The 16,671-nt window shown below is 69.5% G+C and carries 17 protein-coding genes; 5 read left to right on the forward strand and 12 right to left on the reverse strand.

What is annotated here, in order from left to right:
• Positions 1–3: 3 nt before the first annotated feature.
• Both ACZ0AE_RS01250 and ACZ0AE_RS01255 read right to left on the reverse strand, forming a co-directional pair.
• Complete coding sequence (locus tag ACZ0AE_RS01250) at positions 4–693, reverse strand: ABC transporter ATP-binding protein (RefSeq protein ID WP_038691046.1); 690 nt, start codon at positions 691–693, stop codon at positions 4–6.
• Between the two features lie 218 nt (positions 694–911).
• Positions 912–2,147: an efflux RND transporter periplasmic adaptor subunit gene (locus ACZ0AE_RS01255; RefSeq protein WP_463600192.1), complete on the reverse strand. Its 1,236-nt coding sequence runs from the start codon at positions 2,145–2,147 to the stop codon at positions 912–914.
• A gap of 203 nt (positions 2,148–2,350) precedes the next feature.
• On the opposite strand from ACZ0AE_RS01255, the gene ACZ0AE_RS01260 reads away from it, so the two are divergent.
• From ACZ0AE_RS01260 to ACZ0AE_RS01280, 5 genes are read left to right on the forward strand one after another with little or no spacing between them, the layout of a single operon-like run.
• Entirely contained in the window at positions 2,351–3,250 is a 900-nt protein-coding gene (locus ACZ0AE_RS01260) for an ABC transporter ATP-binding protein (RefSeq protein ID WP_463600193.1), read from the forward strand.
• Entirely contained in the window at positions 3,247–4,014 is a 768-nt protein-coding gene (locus ACZ0AE_RS01265; RefSeq protein ID WP_463600194.1) for an ABC transporter permease, read from the forward strand. Before ACZ0AE_RS01260 ends, ACZ0AE_RS01265 begins: the two co-directional genes overlap by 4 nt.
• Before the next feature lie 18 nt (positions 4,015–4,032).
• Positions 4,033–5,271 (forward strand): sensor histidine kinase, encoded by a 1,239-nt coding sequence (locus ACZ0AE_RS01270; RefSeq protein WP_448132827.1) that lies wholly within the window; start codon positions 4,033–4,035, stop codon positions 5,269–5,271.
• Complete coding sequence (locus ACZ0AE_RS01275) at positions 5,268–5,870, forward strand: response regulator transcription factor (RefSeq protein ID WP_038691041.1); 603 nt, start codon at positions 5,268–5,270, stop codon at positions 5,868–5,870. Before ACZ0AE_RS01270 ends, ACZ0AE_RS01275 begins: the two co-directional genes overlap by 4 nt.
• 44 nt (positions 5,871–5,914) lie before the next feature.
• Positions 5,915–6,880, forward strand: a complete 966-nt coding sequence (locus ACZ0AE_RS01280; protein ID WP_051598923.1) for a hypothetical protein — start codon at positions 5,915–5,917, stop codon at positions 6,878–6,880.
• Between the two features lie 378 nt (positions 6,881–7,258).
• Here the strand turns inward: ACZ0AE_RS01280 and ACZ0AE_RS01285 are convergent, their stop codons facing one another.
• The 10 genes from ACZ0AE_RS01285 to ACZ0AE_RS01330 form a co-directional block, all read right to left on the reverse strand.
• Complete coding sequence (locus ACZ0AE_RS01285; RefSeq protein WP_051598922.1) at positions 7,259–7,828, reverse strand: cytochrome b; 570 nt, start codon at positions 7,826–7,828, stop codon at positions 7,259–7,261.
• A complete protein-coding gene (locus ACZ0AE_RS01290) occupies positions 7,825–8,937 on the reverse strand; it encodes a catalase family peroxidase (RefSeq protein WP_463600195.1) in 1,113 nt (370 codons plus the stop codon). Before ACZ0AE_RS01290 ends, ACZ0AE_RS01285 begins: the two co-directional genes overlap by 4 nt.
• Before the next feature lie 309 nt (positions 8,938–9,246).
• Positions 9,247–10,614, reverse strand: coding sequence for a leucyl aminopeptidase family protein (locus ACZ0AE_RS01295; protein WP_038691039.1), 1,368 nt, complete (start codon positions 10,612–10,614; stop codon positions 9,247–9,249).
• Positions 10,615–10,637: 23 nt separating this feature from the next.
• Positions 10,638–11,348: an HAD family hydrolase gene (locus ACZ0AE_RS01300; protein WP_038691038.1), complete on the reverse strand. Its 711-nt coding sequence runs from the start codon at positions 11,346–11,348 to the stop codon at positions 10,638–10,640.
• A gap of 66 nt (positions 11,349–11,414) precedes the next feature.
• A complete protein-coding gene (locus ACZ0AE_RS01305) occupies positions 11,415–11,891 on the reverse strand; it encodes a hypothetical protein (protein WP_463600196.1) in 477 nt (158 codons plus the stop codon).
• Between the two features lie 84 nt (positions 11,892–11,975).
• The gene (locus tag ACZ0AE_RS01310) at positions 11,976–13,067 is read right to left on the reverse strand and encodes an AI-2E family transporter (protein ID WP_038691037.1); all 1,092 of its coding nucleotides are present in this window, start codon (positions 13,065–13,067) and stop codon (positions 11,976–11,978) included.
• Positions 13,068–13,259: 192 nt separating this feature from the next.
• Complete coding sequence (locus ACZ0AE_RS01315) at positions 13,260–13,724, reverse strand: protein sip-5 (protein ID WP_463600197.1); 465 nt, start codon at positions 13,722–13,724, stop codon at positions 13,260–13,262.
• Positions 13,721–14,221 (reverse strand): phage holin family protein, encoded by a 501-nt coding sequence (locus tag ACZ0AE_RS01320; RefSeq protein WP_038691035.1) that lies wholly within the window; start codon positions 14,219–14,221, stop codon positions 13,721–13,723. The genes ACZ0AE_RS01315 and ACZ0AE_RS01320 overlap by 4 nt, the downstream gene beginning before the upstream one ends.
• A 6-nt stretch (positions 14,222–14,227) precedes the next feature.
• A complete protein-coding gene (locus ACZ0AE_RS01325; RefSeq protein WP_019185548.1) occupies positions 14,228–14,593 on the reverse strand; it encodes a hypothetical protein in 366 nt (121 codons plus the stop codon).
• Positions 14,594–14,704: 111 nt separating this feature from the next.
• On the reverse strand, positions 14,705–16,132 hold the full coding sequence (locus ACZ0AE_RS01330; protein WP_448132833.1) for a Do family serine endopeptidase: 1,428 nt from the start codon (positions 16,130–16,132) through the stop codon (positions 14,705–14,707).
• Between the last annotated feature and the right edge of the window lie 539 nt (positions 16,133–16,671).

Below are 16,671 nucleotides of genomic sequence, written 5' to 3' on the forward strand. Positions count from 1 at the left end.
CCGTCAGTGGGCCGCTGGCGCGCTGGCCAGTTCGCCCTTGTCCAGGTGCACGGTGTGGGTGGCGTACTCGGCGGCCTTGGGGTCATGGGTGACCATGATGATGGTCTTGCCGTGCTCGCGGTTGAGCTGCTGCAGCAGGCCCAGGATCTCCTCGGCCGACTGCCGGTCCAGGTCGCCGGTGGGTTCGTCGCAGATCAGGAAGGTGGGGTCGGACACGATTGCCCGCGCGATCGCCACGCGTTGCTGCTGGCCGCCGGACAGCTCATTGGGGCGGTGGCTGCGGCGGTCGGCCAGGCCCACCAGGGTCAGCGCGATCTCGGCGTTGCGCTTGCGCTGGGCCGCGCCCAGGTGGGTGAGCAGCAGCGGCAGTTCCACGTTCTTCTGCGCGGTCAGCATCGGCATCAGGTTGTAGAACTGGAACACGAAGCCGACGTGGTGGCTGCGCCAGGTGGACAGCTGGCCGCCGCTCATGCGGTCGATGCGTTCGCCTTCGATCTCGATCTCACCGTCGCTGGGCGTGTCCAGCCCGCCGATCAGGTTGAGCAGGGTGGTCTTGCCCGAGCCGGACGGCCCCATCAACGCGACGAAATCGCCGCGCTGGATGTCCAGATCGATGCCGTGCAGCACCTGCACCTTCTCGGGGCCACGCTGGTAGGTCTTGGTGATGTTGCGGAGCGAAACCAGGGTCGACATGGATGGTTCTCCGTGGATCAAGGCGGATCGAAGACGCACCGGCATGCAGCAGCCGTGCCTGCCTGCGGCGGAATGAGGGCCGTGCCCGGGTGGGATGCGCGGTGGCAGACAGCGGCCAGCCTGCGCGCCTGCACGGCACGGGTAGCGCACGTTCGAGGCCGCGCGCGGGGGCGCGCGGGTCACACACTGGGCTGCGCCGCCTTGCGCGGCGGCGCCGCCTATTTACTGGCTTCCACGACCTTGCCGCCGTCCTTCAGCGCCGCGGGCGGGTCCAGCACCACCACCTCGCCCGCGCTCAGCCCCTGGCTGACCTGGCGGTCGGTGTTGAGCGTGGCGCCGGCGGTGACCGTGCGCTGCTCCACGCGCTGGTCGTCCTTCACCACGAAGGACACGGTTTTCTGGTCGCGCTCCACGAGGGCGGCCGCCGGCACGCGCACGCCCTTGGGCACGGCAGCCTGCGCCGGTTGTGCGGCCTCGAGGAAGCTCACCCGCACGCCCATCTCCGGCACGATGCGCGGATCTTTCACCTTCAGCGCCACGCGCACCTTGACCGTGGCCTTGCCGCGGTCGGCGGTGGGAATGATGGCGATCACCTCGGCTGGAATCTTCCAGTCCGGGTAGGCATTGAGCGTGGCTTCGACCGGCATCTTCGGTTGCACGCGGCCAATGAACGACTCGCCCACCTCCACTTCGATCTCCAGCGACTCCATGTCCACGATGGTGCCGATACCGGTGCGGGTGAAGCCACCGCCGGCCGACAACGGCGACACGATCTCGCCCGGCTGCGCGGCCTTGGCGGTGACCACGCCGGAGAACGGTGCGCGCACGGTGTTGTTGTCCACGCCCAGGTCGGCGATGGCCAGGGCATCGTTGGCCACCGTGGTGTTGCGTTCGGCGGTACGCAGCTGCGCGCGCAGGCTGTCGCGCTGGGCGATGGCCAGGTCGTACTGCGAGCGCGACACCAGTTGCTGGCCCACCAGCGTCTGCAGGCGGCCTGCTTCGGCGTTGGCCTGCGCCACCTGCGCCTGCAGCCCGGCCAGCTGGCTGCGCGCGGCCTCCAGCTGCGAGGCCGACAGGCTGCGCTGGGCGTTGGCATCGATCGGGTCGAGCGTGGCCATCACCTGGCCTTCTTCCACCCGCATGCCTTCTTCGATCATCACCTCGCGCACCTTGCCGGTGATCTTGGCCGACACCGTGGCCATGCGCCGCGCCACCACGTAGCCGCTGGCATCGAGCACCGAACCGCTGGCGCCGCCCTGCTGGATGGCCACCACCGGCGCGGTAGTCACCTCGATCGGGCGTTGCCGGCCGAACAGGAACCAGCCGATGCCAACGAGCAGGAGCACGGCGACGATGGCCACCCCGATCCACAGCCCACGGCGGGGCGCGGACGGCGGCGGGGGCGCCTTGCGGTCGATGCGGAGTTCCTTGAGCAGTTCAGCGGATGCGTTCATCGTGAGTCTGGACGGGGAATCGGGCCGAGTGTGACCGCAACGGCGGTCGGGGACAAACCGGCACCGGGCCGGGAGGTGCACAGCATGCCCACCGGCCGGGCGCGACGGCAGTGACAGCTGTCACCTGCTTGCGCTGACGGCGGCCACTGGGACCGGGCCCGCCGCGGCGCGACGCTGTGCCGAACCCGCTACGGAGTGTCCCGATGTCCGTTTCCTGCCCGACTGCCTTGGCCACGCTGCGCGATGCGCAGGTGCATTACGGTGCTGTCGCCGCACTGCAGGGCGTGAGCTTCTCGCTGCAGCGCGGCGAAGTGCTGGCCCTGCTCGGCCGCAATGGCGCGGGCAAGAGCACCGCGATTTCGGTACTGCTGGGCCTGCGCGCCCTGGATGCCGGCCAGGCCGAGCTGCTGGGCGGCGACCCGCAACAGCGGGCCAGCCGGCGGGGCATCGGGGTGATGCTGCAGAGCACCGCATTGCCGCCGGTGCTGCAGGTGGATGAACTGATTGCGCTGGCCAGCGCCTGCTACGACGACCCACGCCCGCTGGAAGAGTGCCTGGCACTGGCCGGGCTGGCCGCTCTGGCACGGCGCCGTTACGGCCAGCTGTCCGGTGGCCAGCAGCGCCGCGTGCAGTTCGCCATCGCGCTGTGTGGGCGGCCGCAGCTGCTGTTCCTCGACGAGCCCACCACCGGCCTGGACATCCAGGCCCGGCAGGCGCTGTGGCAGGCGATCCGGCAGCTGGCCAGCGAAGGCTGCGGCGTGCTGCTGACCACCCACTATCTGGAAGAGGCCGAAGCACTGGCCCAGCGCGTGGTGGTGATCGAACAGGGACGGGTGCTGGCCGACGGACCGTTGGCGCAGTTCCGCCAGCAACTGGCCCCGCGCCGGATCCGCTGCCGCAGCGCGCTGGATGCCGAGGTACTCAAAACCTGGCCCGGCGTGCGCGAGGTGCAGCGCGATGGGCTGCGCCTGCAGCTGCTGGCCGAACCGGCCGAACCGGTGGTGGCGCGGCTGCTGGCCGAAGACCCGCAGCTGCAGGAACTGGAGGTACACGGCGGCGGCCTGGCCGACGCCTTCGTCGAACTGACCCGGGAGGCCGCATGAACACCCTGACCACCGTACCGACCGCGCAGCCGCGCGCTTCCAGCTGGCGGATCTACCGCGCCGAAGCGCTGTGCGAACTGCGCCGCGCCTGGCGCACGCCGGCCTTCGCGCTGCCTTCGCTGCTGTTTCCGGTGCTGTTCTATGCGCTGTTCGGGATACTGCTCGGTCGCGGTCACGCGCCGCAGTACCTGCTGGCCACCTACTGCGTGTTCGGCGCGATGGCACCGGCGCTGTTCGGCTTCGGCGTGCAGCTGGCGCTGGACCGCGAAGGCGGCCTGCTCACGCTGAAGCGCGCGCTGCCGTTGCCGCCGATGGCCCCGTTGCTGGCGCGGCTGCTGATGGCGGTGCTGTTCGCGCTGCTGGTGGCGCTGGTGCTGCTGGGGGTGGCCGCCTTGGCCGGGGTGGGCCTGGCGCCAGCGATGGTGCTGCGGCTGCTGGCCGTGGCCGGCTTCGCCGCGCTGCCGCTGGGCGCGATCGGGCTGTGGATCGGCAGCCATGTCAGTGCCAGTGCAGCCCCGGCGGTGGTCAACCTGGTGTACCTGCCGCTGGCGCTGCTGTCGGGGCTGTGGCTGCCGCTGTCGATCCTGCCGCCGGTGTTTTCCGCGCTGGCCCCGCTGTGGCCCACCTGGCACCTGGCCCAACTGGCGCTGCCGGCGGTGGGCATGCCGGCCCAGGGCAGCACGTGGGTGCACATCGCGGTGTTGCTGGCGGTCACCGGTGTGGCGCTGGGGCTGGCGCGGCGGCGCCTGCGCCGGGTTGGCTAAGCGGCGGACGAAACTGGCATGATCGCGCCTGACCGCCCCGCCCTGGAACCGACCGTGCCTTCGCGCTGGATCGCCTCGCTGCTGCGCCCCGCGCCGGATTCGTCGGTGGCCGACAACCTGCGCCGTGGCAAGCCGGCCTGGGCCGACGCGGTCCACCTGTTGTGGACCGGCTGGGTGTTCTTCACCCCCATCTTCGGCACGGGCTACACGCTCGAGTGGTTGTGGTTGACCCTGCTCACCTACCCGGTGTTCCTGGTCCTGTATGTGCGCCTGCTGCTGGCGCCCCGCCACCACGGGCCGCGTTATGCGCTGGCCATGGTGGCCATGGGCCTGGCGCTGCTGCCGTTCTATCCCTCGGGCATCAGCTACTTCATCTTCGGGTGCGTGATGCTGCGGGTGTGCCGCGACACCAGCATGCTGCGCTACATGCTGCAGCTGCTGGCGCTCAACGGCCTGTTCGTGGTGGTCGCCTTGTGGGTGGGCTACCCGTGGCAGCTGGTGGTGTGGATTCCCTCGATGGGCCTCATCCTCGGCATCGTCATCAACGTGGAACGGGCCAACAAGGACCGCGACGCGGCGCTGCAGCTGTCGCAGGAGGAAGTGCGCCGTTTGGCCGCCACCGCCGAACGCGAGCGCATCGGCCGTGACCTGCACGACCTGCTGGGGCACACGCTGTCGCTGATCACGCTGAAGCTGGAACTGTCGCGCAAGCTGGCCGACCGCGACCCGCAGGGCTCGCGCCGCGAAGTGACCGAGGCCGAAGCGATCGCGCGCCAGGCCCTGGCCGAAGTGCGCAGCGCGGTCACCGGCATCCGCGCCAGCGACCTGGCAGCCGAGCTGGCGTCGGCGCGGCTGTTGCTGGAATGCCAGCACGTGCACCTGCATTACGCGCCGCCGCCGCCGATGCCGCCGGATGTGGAGCGCGGGTTGTCGCTGGTGCTGCGCGAGGCGGCCACCAACATCGCCCGGCACGCGCAGGCACACCAGGCCTGGATACGCTTTGAACAGGAAGGGCGCAGCTTGCTGATGGAGATCCGCGATGATGGCCGTGGCGGCGTGCAGGCCGACGGCAACGGGCTGGGTGGCATGCGCGAACGGGTGACGGCATTGCGCGGCACGCTGGTGCTGCAGTCGGTGAAGGGCGAGGGCACCTGCGTCACGGTGCGCGTGCCGCTGCCAGCGGCAACCGCGGCGGTGGCCGCCTTGCCGGCCGACCTGCCGACGGCACCATCGCTGCCCGCGGGCGGGCCGGCATGATCCGCATCGTATTGGCCGAAGACCAGGCGATGGTGCGCGGCGCGCTGTCGGCCCTGCTGGGCCTTGAGCCGGACATCGAGGTGCTCGGCAGCGCCGCCGATGGCGAGGCAGCGTGGCGCATGCTGCAGCAGCTGCAGCCGGACATCCTGGTCACCGACATCGAAATGCCCGGTCTGTCCGGGCTGGAGCTGGCCCAGCGCATCGCGCGCCAGCAGTTGCCGATCAAGGTGGTGATCGTGACCACCTTCGCGCGCTCGGGCTTCCTGCGCCGCGCGCTGGATGCCGGGGTGTGCGGCTACCTGCTCAAGGACGCCCCGGCCGAACGCCTGGCCGATGCCCTGCGCCAGGTGCAGCGCGGCGGACGCGCGATCGACCCGCAGCTGGCGCTGGATGCCTGGTCGCAGGCCGACCCGCTCAACGACCGCGAACGCCAGGTGCTGCGCTTGTCTGGCGACGGGCGTTCGGCCAGCGAGATCGCCACCCAACTAGGCTTGTCGCACGGCACCGTGCGCAACTACCTGTCCGAATGCATCGGCAAACTGGGCGTGGCCAACCGCATCGAAGCGTATCGGCTGGCGCGGCAGAAAGGCTGGCTGTAGGCAAGCGGGTATCCTGTGCGTTCCATGGACCGGATGCGCACCCGATGAAACACCACTTCGCCGATCTCATCGACCGTGCCAGCGGGGTGTGGACGATCACGCCGAACGCGCAGCGCTGGGCGTGCCATTACGAGGACGTGGCCGACGCGCCCGACGACGCCACCCGGCTCACGTTGACCCGCCACGACCGCAACTGGGTGCGCGTGCTGCAGCTGGAAGCGCTGCGCGAACTGACCCTGCACGAACCCGACCAGGCCCAGCTGGCTGCCTTGGCGCAGCTGCCGCAGCTGACCGCGTTGCGGATCAGCCATGCGCGGCCAAAGACGCTGGCGATGCTGGAGGGCATGCACGGGCTGCGCGAACTGGTGCTGGAGTACGTCTCGGCGTTTTCCGATCTGTCGCCCGTGGGCCGCCTGCCGGCGCTGCAGGCGCTGCACATGGAGAACCTACGGCGGGTGCACGATTTTTCCGGCCTGGCCGGCGCCACTGCATTGCGCGACCTGACCCTTCTGGGCACGCTGGACTGGAACCAGCCCGTGGACGATTTCGCCTTTCTTGCCGGCCTGCCGGCGCTGGAGCGACTGAATGTGTCGTGGTTCCGCGCACCGAAGGTGTCGCCGGTGATGGGCGCGCTGCTGGCGCTGCCGCGCCTGGCCAAGCTGGAGATGGGCATGGCCAGCCTGCCGCTGGAAGAGTTCGCCTGGATCGAGGCGAACCTGCCGCACGTGGAAGGCGCGGTGCGGCCGGCCACCGTTCCCACCCACGGCCAGGACCACCAAATCGGCGCCCGCGATCCGCGCGCGAGCATGCCCCTGGCCGAGTTCTACCAGCACATCGACGTGTACGTGGGGCACCAGGGAAAGCGCTTCAGAAGCACCGGCTTCGACGCCATGCTGCTGGGCAAGGGCGAGCGCTACGCCACCGGCACGCCCGAGGCAGTGCTGGCCAAATGCACCCAACACCGCCAACGCTACCGCGCCCTCGTCGAAGCCCACCGCGCCGCCCGCTAGGCACCCACCGTGGGTGGGTGCAATGCGCGCGATACCGATACCAATGGCCGTCCCGCCCAACCGGGTAGGCACCCACGGTTGGTGGGTGCAATGCGCGCGATGCCGATACCGACCGCCGTCCCGCCCAACCGGGTAGGCACCCACGGTTGGTGGGTGCAATGCGCGCGATACCGATACCGACCGCCGCCACGCCCACCCCGGTAGGCACCCACCGTTGGTGGGTGCAATGCGCGCGACGCCGATACCGACCGCCGCCACGCCCAACCGGGTAGGCACCCACCGTTGGTGGGTGCAATGCAATCACACCGGTAGTGCCGGCCGCTGGCCGGCTCCTCGCAACGCTGATCGGATGGCCATCTACCGACCAACGGTCGGTAGCTACCGGTGCTTGTCGGTGTCCAGACCGTCGGCGCGCCCCGGCCCCTTCGCCATCGCCTGGAACACCCCATCGCGGCGCACCCACAGGTGGAACAGCGCGGCCGACAGATGCACCACCACCGTGGCGAACAACGCATAGGCCAGCAGGCTGTGCGCATTGCGCAGCGCGGCGTACAGCGACGGATCATGTGGCACGATCGCCGGCAGGTTGAACCCGGACCACATCACGATCGGATACCCACCGGCCGACAACATCGACCAGCCCACCAGCGGCATCGCCAGCATCAGTCCGTACAGCACCCAGTGCGAGGCATGCGCGGCAGCGGCCTGCCAGGCCGGCAGGTCGGCCGGCAACGGCGGCGGCCGGTGGCGCAGGCGGTTGTACAGGCGCACCAGCACCAGCAGCAGGATCGCGATGCCCAGCGGCCGGTGCAGGTCCACCAGCATCGGCCGCCACTGCAGCGCGGCCACCATGCCCACGCCCACGAACAGCATGGTCAGGATCATCGCGGCCATCAGCCAGTGCAGCACCCGCGCGGTAAGGTTGAAGTGGCCGGTATCGCGGTTCATTTCGCACCTTCCTTGCCGGTGGCGGCGGCACCCTTGCCGCTGGCGATTTCGCGCTCGCGGCGGTTGAACGACTGCGAATACACCGCCGAGCGCGCCGCCAGGATCGGATCATCGGTGCCGGCGATGCCGCTGGGCAGAATCAGCGGGTCGTAGTTGAGGTCGCGGCACGCGCCCTCGGCCTGGGGCTGCATCGACACCAGGCTCAGCGTGCCCACCTTGACCTGGCGGCGCTCCGCCGGCCACACCTGCGACGGATCATCGATCGGGTCGCCCGCTTCGGCAAGCGTCACCCACATGTCCCAGCGCACTGGGCCCTGCGCCAGCCGTTGCGCGAACTCGTCGGCCAGGTAGTCCAGCCCGGCCTGCGCGCGCTGCGCGGCGGTCATCTCCACGAAGGGGGCTTGGGGGCGCATGCTCCAGCGCACGAAGTGCTGGCTGCCATCGGCGGCGGTGAAGCGGAAGCTGTTGACCCCGTTGTAGTCGGTGTTGGCCCAGCTGTTGGACCACGGCGCGGTCTTGGCCCATTCCCCGAAAGCGCGCGCGCTGGGGTATTTGGCCTGCACCGCGGCCATCTTCGCCGGGTCCGGCTTGCCGGTGGCCGGGTCGGGAATGCCGGCGCGGGTCTGTTCCAGGAAGGCCTCGGCGGTGGGCACGGCGAAGAACGGGAAGCTGTTCATCGCGGTGCGCCATTCCTGGCCGTCATCGCTCACCAGCTGTAGCGCCATGCTGCGCACGCGCGCGTTGGCATCGGCACCGTGCGGATCGCCGCCGCCGATCGACAGGCGGCCCAGCACCGGCACCTGCGCCTGGCGGAACACGCGGGCCGAACTCAACGCGGCACCGTCCGGCGTGCCCTGGAAGCTGCCACTCACGCACACGCCTTTGCTGTGCGCACGGCGGAACCCGGGGTGGGGCGGGCCGGTGGCTTCGATGCTGTCGGTGAAGGCCTGCGCGGTGGCGCGGTCACGACCGATCCAGCCGGCCAGCCAGGCAAATGCCAGGACCAGCAGGCCGGCAATCAGCGCGATCAGCGCGATCCACAGCAGCGGCGACGGGGGACGCGGGGCGCCCGGCTCCTGGCCGGCGCGGGTGTAACCAAAGAGCGACATGTCCGGAATCCTGCCTTCACGTGTGTGTGGGTGGGCGACAGGGGCATGGTGTCAGAAGGCAGCGCACGCCGATATTCACATTTTCGACAAGAGTTGGCCGGGGGGTGTAGTGCCGGGTTCTACCCGGCAGATCGATCGGCCAGGCAGCCACGTAGTGCTGGGTTCTACCCGGCAGATCGATCGGCCAGGCAGCGGGGCAGAGCCCCGCTCTACGATGTTCGGTCGGTCAGCCAGGCAGCGGGGCAGAGCCCCGCTCTACGATGTTTGGTCGGTCAGCCGGGCAGCGGGGCAGAGCCCCGCTCTACGGGGTCAGGCGTAGCGCGCCTTCAGCATTGCCCACGCCGAGCGCAGCGCCAGCGCTTCGCCACCGGCCGGGCGGCCCGGGCGTTCGCCGTCGTTCCAGGCGTATACGTCCAGGTGCGCCCAGACCTGGCCTTCGGCGATGAAACGCTCCAGGTACAGCGCGGCGGTGACCGAACCGGCCATGCGCGAGCCGGCATTGGCCAGGTCGGCAATGCCGCTGTGCAGGTAACGCAGGTACGGGCGCCACAGCGGCATGCGCCAGACCGGGTCGCGGGTCCGCTCGCCGGCCTGCAGCCACTGCTGGGCCAGGGTGTCATCGTTGCTGAACAACGCCGGCAGGTCCGGGCCCAGCGCGATGCGTGCCGCGCCGGTGAGGGTGGCGAAGTCGAGCACGATCTGCGGCTGCTGTTCGCTGGCGTAGGTGAGTGCATCGCACAGCACCAGCCGGCCTTCGGCGTCGGTATTGTCGATTTCGATGCTCAGCCCCTTGCGGGTGGCGATCACTTCGCCCGGCCGGAACGCATCCGGGCCGATCGCATTTTCCACCGCGGCAATCAGCAGGGTCAGCTGCACCGGCAGCTGCTGGGCCATGATCAGCCCGGCCAGCGCCAGCGCATGCGCCGCGCCGCCCATGTCCTTCTTCATGTTGCGCATGCCGTCGGCCGGCTTGATGTCCAGGCCACCGGTGTCGAAGCACACGCCCTTGCCCACCAGCGCCACATGCGGCTGGCCGGCGGTGCCCCAGCGCAGCGCGATCAGGCGCGGGGCACGGTGCGAGGCGCGGCCAACAGCGTGGATGGCCGGGAAGTTCTGCGCCAGCAGCGCGTCACCGGTGATCACCTCGATCTGCGCACCATGTGCGTCGGCCAGCGCACGCGCGGCGTCTTCCAGCTGCTGCGGCCCCATGTCTTCAGTGGGGGTGTTGACCCAGTCGCGCACGCGCAGGCTGGCGGTCACCACGTCGCGCACTTCGGCCGACGGCGTGGCCAGCAGCTGCGCGGGGGCGCGGTTGGGCTTGCGGTACCGCGCGAAGCGATAGCTGCCCAGACCCCAGCCCAGGTGCAGCAGGGTTTCAACATCCGCCGGCAGCGCATCGGCCACCTTCCACACGGTGCCTTCGGGCAGCGCGAACGGCGCATGCGCGTACGCATAGGCATCGCCGGGATCACCCACGCCCACGATCGCACCGGCCAGGCCATGCTCGCCGGGCAGCAGCACCACGCTGCCACCGCTGCCGTTGAAATGCTGCGCATCGATCCAGGCAACCAGCGCCTCGCTCTGCTGCGCGCGCCAGGCGGCGAACTGCGTACGCTCCATCACGTGCAGCGGAAGGGCCTTGGCGGCCTCGGTGGTGAAACCGTTGATCTGGGTCATGCGGGAAAAGGCTCCGTTCGTGGTCAGGCGTGCTGTGCCGATGCGTTCGCATCGAGCCAGTCGGCCAGCCCGGTCAGGGTGTCGAACTGCAGGTCAGGCTGCAGCGAAGGGTGGTTCCAGACATGCGCTTCACGGTTGATCCAGCAGCCGCGCAGGCCGGCCTGCATGGCGCCCACCACGTCCATTTCGGCGTGGTCGCCCACGTGCAGCACGTGGGTGGGGGCAACCCCAAGGCGGTCGCAGGCAGCGTGGAAAATGCTGGCCGCCGGCTTGGCCGCGCCGTGTTCGCGCGAGCCCAGCTGGAAGCTGAAATGGTGGGCCAGGCCGATCCGCTGCAGGTCGGCGTTGCCGTTGCTGAGCGCGGCCACCGGTACCTTCGCGGCGATGCGGGCCAGCGCGTCCAGTGCGTCCGGGTAGAACTCCACCTGGTTGCGCGCGGCGTAGAACGCCTCGTAGGCCGGCTCGAGCAGGGCCAGGTCGGCACCGCTTTTCTCCAGCGCTTCGTGCAGGGTCAACCGGCGCAGCGCGCTCAGGTCGTGGTGCAGCTGCGGGTTGTCGTGGAAGGAGCGCTCGCGCAGCTCCCGCATGGCCGCCACGGGGTACATCGCGGCGGTGGCGGGGCTGTGCTGCAGCATCCACTCAAACAACACCTGGTCGATGCGCGCGCCGATGGGGGCGAACGGCCACAAGGTGTCGTCGAGGTCGAGGGTGATGGCTTGGACTGGGAAATTCACCCCGCCATTCTACGCCTGCGCGCGCGGGCTTTCATGGCGCGCGCAGGGATCGCCGGTGAAGATCCTTCAGCGCAGGTCGTAGGAACAGCCGATGGATGCCTGGCCATCCTGCTGCCGCACGTTAAGGTCATGGCGACCCATCTCCAGGAGGTAGTCACCGGCTACATTGTCCCGGATCTTCGCCAACGCGGCGATCTGCTCGACACTGGCAGTGCTGAAGTACGCGGTGTAGCTGTCGACGCCGTCCTCGCCATTGGCGCCGTCGTACAGGTGCAAGCGGTTCACCGGCTGGCCCAGCACCAGCAGCGGCGTGGTCAACGCATACTCACCGTCGGACAGGGCGCCGTAAGCCTGCAGCTCGGTGGGCTTGAGCACCTTGGCCAGGGCGGCGAACTGCGCAGGCGTCAGGTGGCGCTTGCAGGTAACCGCCTCGACCAGCTGTTGTCCGGCGACGTCGGCGCTGGGCAGGGGAGCGGCCAACGCCGGCGCAGCGAGGGTGACAAGGCCGGCGAGGGCGAGGCAACGGGTAACGAGGGAAGACATCAAGGCCGGGTCCATCCGAAAAAAGGGCGGTTATTCTGGCAGCATCATGAGTGTGCGGCCAGCCGAATCCTCGGCATTCCGTGCTCACTCGAGCAGCCGCGCCCAGCCGTGCATGCCGTCCAGCCGCGCCAGCACCAGCTTGACGCAGACCAGCAGCGGCACCGCCAGCAGCAGCCCGATCATGCCCCACAGCCAGCCGAACACCAGCAGCGACAGGATCAGGATCAACGGCGAGATCGCCATGCGCCGGCCCAGGACGATCGGGGTGACCACCTGGCCTTCAATGGTATGCAGGGCCAGGTAGCAGGCCGCCGGCAGCAGGGCCTTGAGCGGATCGCTGAACTCCACAAAGCCCATCAGCAGCATCAGCGCCACGCCGATCAGCGGCCCCACGTACGGTGCGAAGTTCAGCAGGGCCGCCACGGTGCCCCACAGCAGCGCTTCCTGCAGGCTGATCCCGAGCAGCAGCAACACGCCGGAGAACACCAGCCCGACCAGGGCGTTGATGACGGTGATGGTGAGGACGTAACGCGATACCTCGCGTTCGATCGAACGCAGGATGTCGGTGGTGAAGCGCTGTTGCTGGCGGCTGGGGAACAACGCGATGGCATGCTTCTGCAGGTTCTGCCCATAGATCATGAAGAACAGCGTCAACAGCACCACCGCCAGCACGGACGCGGCCAGCCGTGGCGCGCGGGTCAGCACCTTGTAGGGGTCGTCCAGCTGGGTACGCACGATCTGCACGCGCCGGCTGCTCTCGCCCCCGGCGACGCGGGCGAAGTTCTCCGCGGCCTGGTTGGCCTGCTGCACCGGCTTGGTCAGGTCCTGCACCTGGCGAGCCACCTTGCGCAGCTGCTGCGGCGCTTCCTGCGCCCACTCCATGGCCGGCCCCACCAGCTGCACGCCCAGTGCGGCGGCACCACTCAGGCCCAGGCCCAGTACCAGCACCGCGCCCAGGAAGCGGGGAATCCAGAGCTTGCCCAGCAGGCGCAGGATCGGGTTGCAGACCAGCGCCAGGAACATCGCCAGCAGCACCGGCAGGATCACCTCCTGCGCGGCCCAGAGCGTGAACCCCACGGCCAGCGTGGCCAGCACCACCAGCGACATCGGCGCGCGCGGACGCGGCGGTGGGGGCGCGGTGACGGTGTCATCGAGGGAAACGGCAGGAACGCTCATGCGGGCGCCGGGCAGGAAAGGTGCGCCATTATTGGGCAAGCCGGGTGCGGGCGGCGTGTTGGTGGTGGGGTCACATGCACCCGCTCGTTGGCGGGACACAACCAGGCCCACCGCGTGCGGGGCGCGCAATAAAAAACCCCGCCGCGGCGGCGGCAGGGCTTCAGGTGCAGTGCGCCGGTGGACCGGTGCGGCTCAGCGCTCGGAAAGATCCGTCGCCGCTTCAGCCGGCTGCGGCTGGCGCTGGTCATCGGCGTCAACACGCGGCGCTGCGGTGGCCGGAGCGCGGGGTGCGGGCGGCTGGCGCGGCACGCCGCCGTCCACCGCATCGTCCACCTTCTCGGCGGCCTGCTCGGCCGTATCGGCCGCTTCATTGGCCTGCATCGACGCAAACGCGGCCTGGGTACTGGCCAACAGGTTGGACACCGAGCCGATCATCTGCAGCCAGCGCGCACCCTGCACCTTCGCCCCGAGCCCGGTGGGCTCCAGTTTGCCGGCCAGGAAACCGCCGGCCAGGCCCACGGTGATGATGCGCAACGGCGTCCAACCGGCCCGCCATGCGCCGCTGAGGGTGAACCAGCTGCTGCGGGTTTTCTCCACCCGCACCGCCACCACCAGTTCGGCACGCTGCACGCGTTGCCGCAAGGCTTCAAAATTCATCGCTTGGCCCCCGTCGTATCGACGTCGGCATCGGGATCTTCCTCGCTGGGTTCGTCATACAGCCCCAGCCGCGACAACTGGCGACGCGTGGCATGCATGCCGGTATGGCGGAAGAAGAACGATACCCGCCACATCGCATAGCCGGTCACGATCAGGCTGAGGATCGAGGTGATCAGCAGCGAGTGGAACCAGCTCATGCCCCAGCGCACCATCAGCGCGATCAGCGTGCCGGCCAGCAACAGCCAGGCCGATGCACCGAACACGATCGCCACGCCACTCCACGCCAGCGCCCGCCCGAAGGCACTGCGCGCCAACGCGAAATCGGCCGAGGCCAACCGGCGCAGGGACCGCAGGGTGTGCTTGGCCGCCTCTACCGTGTCACGACCGGCAGCACCCACCTGGCGGATGCTTTCATCCAGGTGGGGCGCCTTCTCAGCGCCGTCCGGTGGCGGGGTATCCGCGCCACCGGTGGCGGTCGACTGGGCTTGATCGCTCACGCCGGATTACTTGTCGCCGCCGCTGCGGGCCAGCTTGGCGATGATCCAGCCAGCAGCAAAGGCCACGCCGAAGGACGCCAGCGGGCGCTCGCGGATGAGCTCGGCGGCGCTGTCCACCAGGTCCTTGCCCTTGTCCATCAGGGCATCCACCTGTTCCTTGGCGGCGGCACCACCGAACTCGGCGGCAGCCAGGCCCGACAGCGCGGTGTCGGACAGCTCAGCCTTGACGTTGGCCTTGCCGATACGCAGTTCGTCGCCAGCGGCACCGGTGGCGCCCTTGATCGCGCCGCCCGCAGCCGTGGCCGCCGACTTCAGGTGCGAACCGGCTTCGCCCAGGTGTTCCTTCAGGTTCTCGGTATTGGTGGGGCTCATCGTGACTCTCCGTTATGTGCGATGGGAAGGTGACCGCAGCAGACCTGCGGTAACGAACACAAGGTAATAGCATCGGCGGGGTGTAAGGGGCGTTAGGGCTTGCTGACCCGTTCATCGCATCACCAGCACGCCCGGCGTGTTGCCGCGCACGATGCGCAGCACCAGCTGCGGTGGGCGCTGCTGGAAATTGGCCCGCCAGCTGGCCAGGTCGGCGAACTCGCCGGCCGTGGTTTCGGTGATCACATCGCCGGCGGCAAGGCCCGAGCTGGCCGCGCGGCTGCCGCGCTTGACCTCGCTGACCTGCACCCCGCTGATGCCAGCCTGGCGCAGCGACTCGGGCAGGTCGACGAAGGTGGCACCGGCCAGGCGCGGGTCCAGCGTGTCGCCGCTGACCGCGCGCGCTTGTTCCTTCAGCGTGGCCTTGAGCTGCTGCGCCTTGCCGTCGCGGCGGATGTCCAGGGTGAGCGTGCTGCCCACCGGCGCCAGCCCTTCCATGTTGTGCAGCGCCTGCGCGCTGTCCACGCGCTGGCCGTTGGCCGACACCACCACATCGCCCGGACGCAGCCCGGCGGCGGCCGCGCCGGAGCCGGCCAGCACCCGCGTCACCAGCGCGCCGCGCGCTTCGTTCAAGCCCAGGCCCTGGGCGATCTGCTGGGTCAGGTTCTGCGCTTCCACGCCCAGCGTGCCGCGCACCACCACCCCGTGCTTGACCAGCTGGTCGACCACGTCGCGCGCCAGGTTGGACGGAATGGCCAGGCCCAGGCCGATGTTGCCGGCCATGCTGCCCTGCGGATTGAAGCTGGCGGTATTGATGCCCACCAGCTGGCCCTGCAGGTTGACCAGCGCACCGCCGGAGTTGCCCGGGTTGATCGACGCGTCGGTCTGGATGAAGTTCTGGTAGCCCAGCCCGCGGATGCCGCTGCGGCCCACCGCCGACACGATGCCGGAGGTGACGGTCTGGCTGAAACCGAACGGGTTGCCGATGGCCACCACGAAGTCGCCCACGCGCAGCTGGTCGCTGTTGCCCAGCGGCAGGGCGGTGAGCTTGTCGGCGGGAATGCGGATCAACGCGATGTCGGTGTCGCGGTCCGAGCCGATGAACTCGGCCTTGACCGTGCGCCCGTCGGCCAGCGTCACCTGCACGTCGTCGGCGTTGTCGATGACGTGGTGGTTGGTCAGCACCAGCCCGGCGCTGGCGTCGATGATGACGCCCGAGCCCAGCGATTCGTTGATGCGTTCCTGCGGCACTTCCGGGAACAGCCGGCGGAAGAACGGGTCGTTGAAGTACGGGTTGCGTACCCGCACCACCTGCTTGGTGTTGACGCTGACCACCGCGGGCATGGCCCGTTCCAGCATCGGCGCCAGCGACGGCACCGGCTGCCCGGCCACCGAGGCCGGCAATGCCGCCGTGGCCGGAATGACCAGCGACGCCGGCGCTGCTTCGGCACGGTTGTCCAGGTGCACGTTGATCGCCGAAGCGACAAAGCCACCGAAGGCGGCGGCAAGGGCGAGCGTGAGCAGGGTGGGGAGCGGTCGCATGGTCCGTCGGTTCCGTAACGAAGAGCGGCGTGGGAGGCAGAAGCCTCTATAAGGTAAAGCAAGCTGAATGAGTGTGGCTGCCTGCGCCTAAACCGCGAATGAAATCCGGCCCGCCGCGCGGCTGGCGACGCCCCCGCGCCATCCGCTTTGGTGTCGTTGAAGGCCGCCGTGCAGGGGTCGGCTGCGCGCCGGCGGCGGGCTCGGCCAAGCGCGCGATGCCGCCGTCGACCAACCATCGGTGGCACGCACCCCGCTGTCCCCTGTCGCTGTCCATGCCGCTGATGCAGGTCATCGGTGACGTCATGTCTGCGACCAGGATGGGCCCGCTGCATGACCCCGTTTTCAACCCCGACCCCCGCCCTCTGCCGCATGCCCCGGCGGGTTGATCGGGCCAACACCGCCGGCCTTTTCGAGCCCGAAGGCAGCGCAGTTGTGCAGTAAAAGCCAACCAACCGAACGCGTACGACAGCCAATTGCACGTCGCGTCACTACCGCTCGACGCGCGCAGGAAAGACCGGCACGGCAACGCACGTGCCGTG

Source organism: Stenotrophomonas sp. AC248 (assembly GCF_979258185.1).

Bases quoted from the DNA above. Each gene is read 5' to 3' on its own strand.
- ACZ0AE_RS01290 (WP_463600195.1), bottom strand. From the start codon at position 8,937: ATGTCGCTCTTTGGTTACACCCGCGCCGGCCAGGAGCCGGGCGCCCCG.
- ACZ0AE_RS01270 (WP_448132827.1), top strand. From the start codon at position 4,033: ATGATCGCGCCTGACCGCCCCGCCCTGGAACCGACCGTGCCTTCGCGC.
- ACZ0AE_RS01310 (WP_038691037.1), bottom strand. From the start codon at position 13,067: ATGAGCGTTCCTGCCGTTTCCCTCGATGACACCGTCACCGCGCCCCCA.
- ACZ0AE_RS01265 (WP_463600194.1), top strand. From the start codon at position 3,247: ATGAACACCCTGACCACCGTACCGACCGCGCAGCCGCGCGCTTCCAGC.
- ACZ0AE_RS01315 (WP_463600197.1), bottom strand. From the start codon at position 13,724: ATGAATTTTGAAGCCTTGCGGCAACGCGTGCAGCGTGCCGAACTGGTG.
- ACZ0AE_RS01250 (WP_038691046.1), bottom strand. From the start codon at position 693: ATGTCGACCCTGGTTTCGCTCCGCAACATCACCAAGACCTACCAGCGT.
- ACZ0AE_RS01255 (WP_463600192.1), bottom strand. From the start codon at position 2,147: ATGAACGCATCCGCTGAACTGCTCAAGGAACTCCGCATCGACCGCAAG.
- ACZ0AE_RS01285 (WP_051598922.1), bottom strand. From the start codon at position 7,828: ATGAACCGCGATACCGGCCACTTCAACCTTACCGCGCGGGTGCTGCAC.
- ACZ0AE_RS01295 (WP_038691039.1), bottom strand. From the start codon at position 10,614: ATGACCCAGATCAACGGTTTCACCACCGAGGCCGCCAAGGCCCTTCCG.
- ACZ0AE_RS01330 (WP_448132833.1), bottom strand. From the start codon at position 16,132: ATGCGACCGCTCCCCACCCTGCTCACGCTCGCCCTTGCCGCCGCCTTC.
- ACZ0AE_RS01305 (WP_463600196.1), bottom strand. From the start codon at position 11,891: ATGTCTTCCCTCGTTACCCGTTGCCTCGCCCTCGCCGGCCTTGTCACC.
- ACZ0AE_RS01260 (WP_463600193.1), top strand. From the start codon at position 2,351: ATGTCCGTTTCCTGCCCGACTGCCTTGGCCACGCTGCGCGATGCGCAG.
- ACZ0AE_RS01280 (WP_051598923.1), top strand. From the start codon at position 5,915: ATGAAACACCACTTCGCCGATCTCATCGACCGTGCCAGCGGGGTGTGG.
- ACZ0AE_RS01275 (WP_038691041.1), top strand. From the start codon at position 5,268: ATGATCCGCATCGTATTGGCCGAAGACCAGGCGATGGTGCGCGGCGCG.
- ACZ0AE_RS01325 (WP_019185548.1), bottom strand. From the start codon at position 14,593: ATGAGCCCCACCAATACCGAGAACCTGAAGGAACACCTGGGCGAAGCC.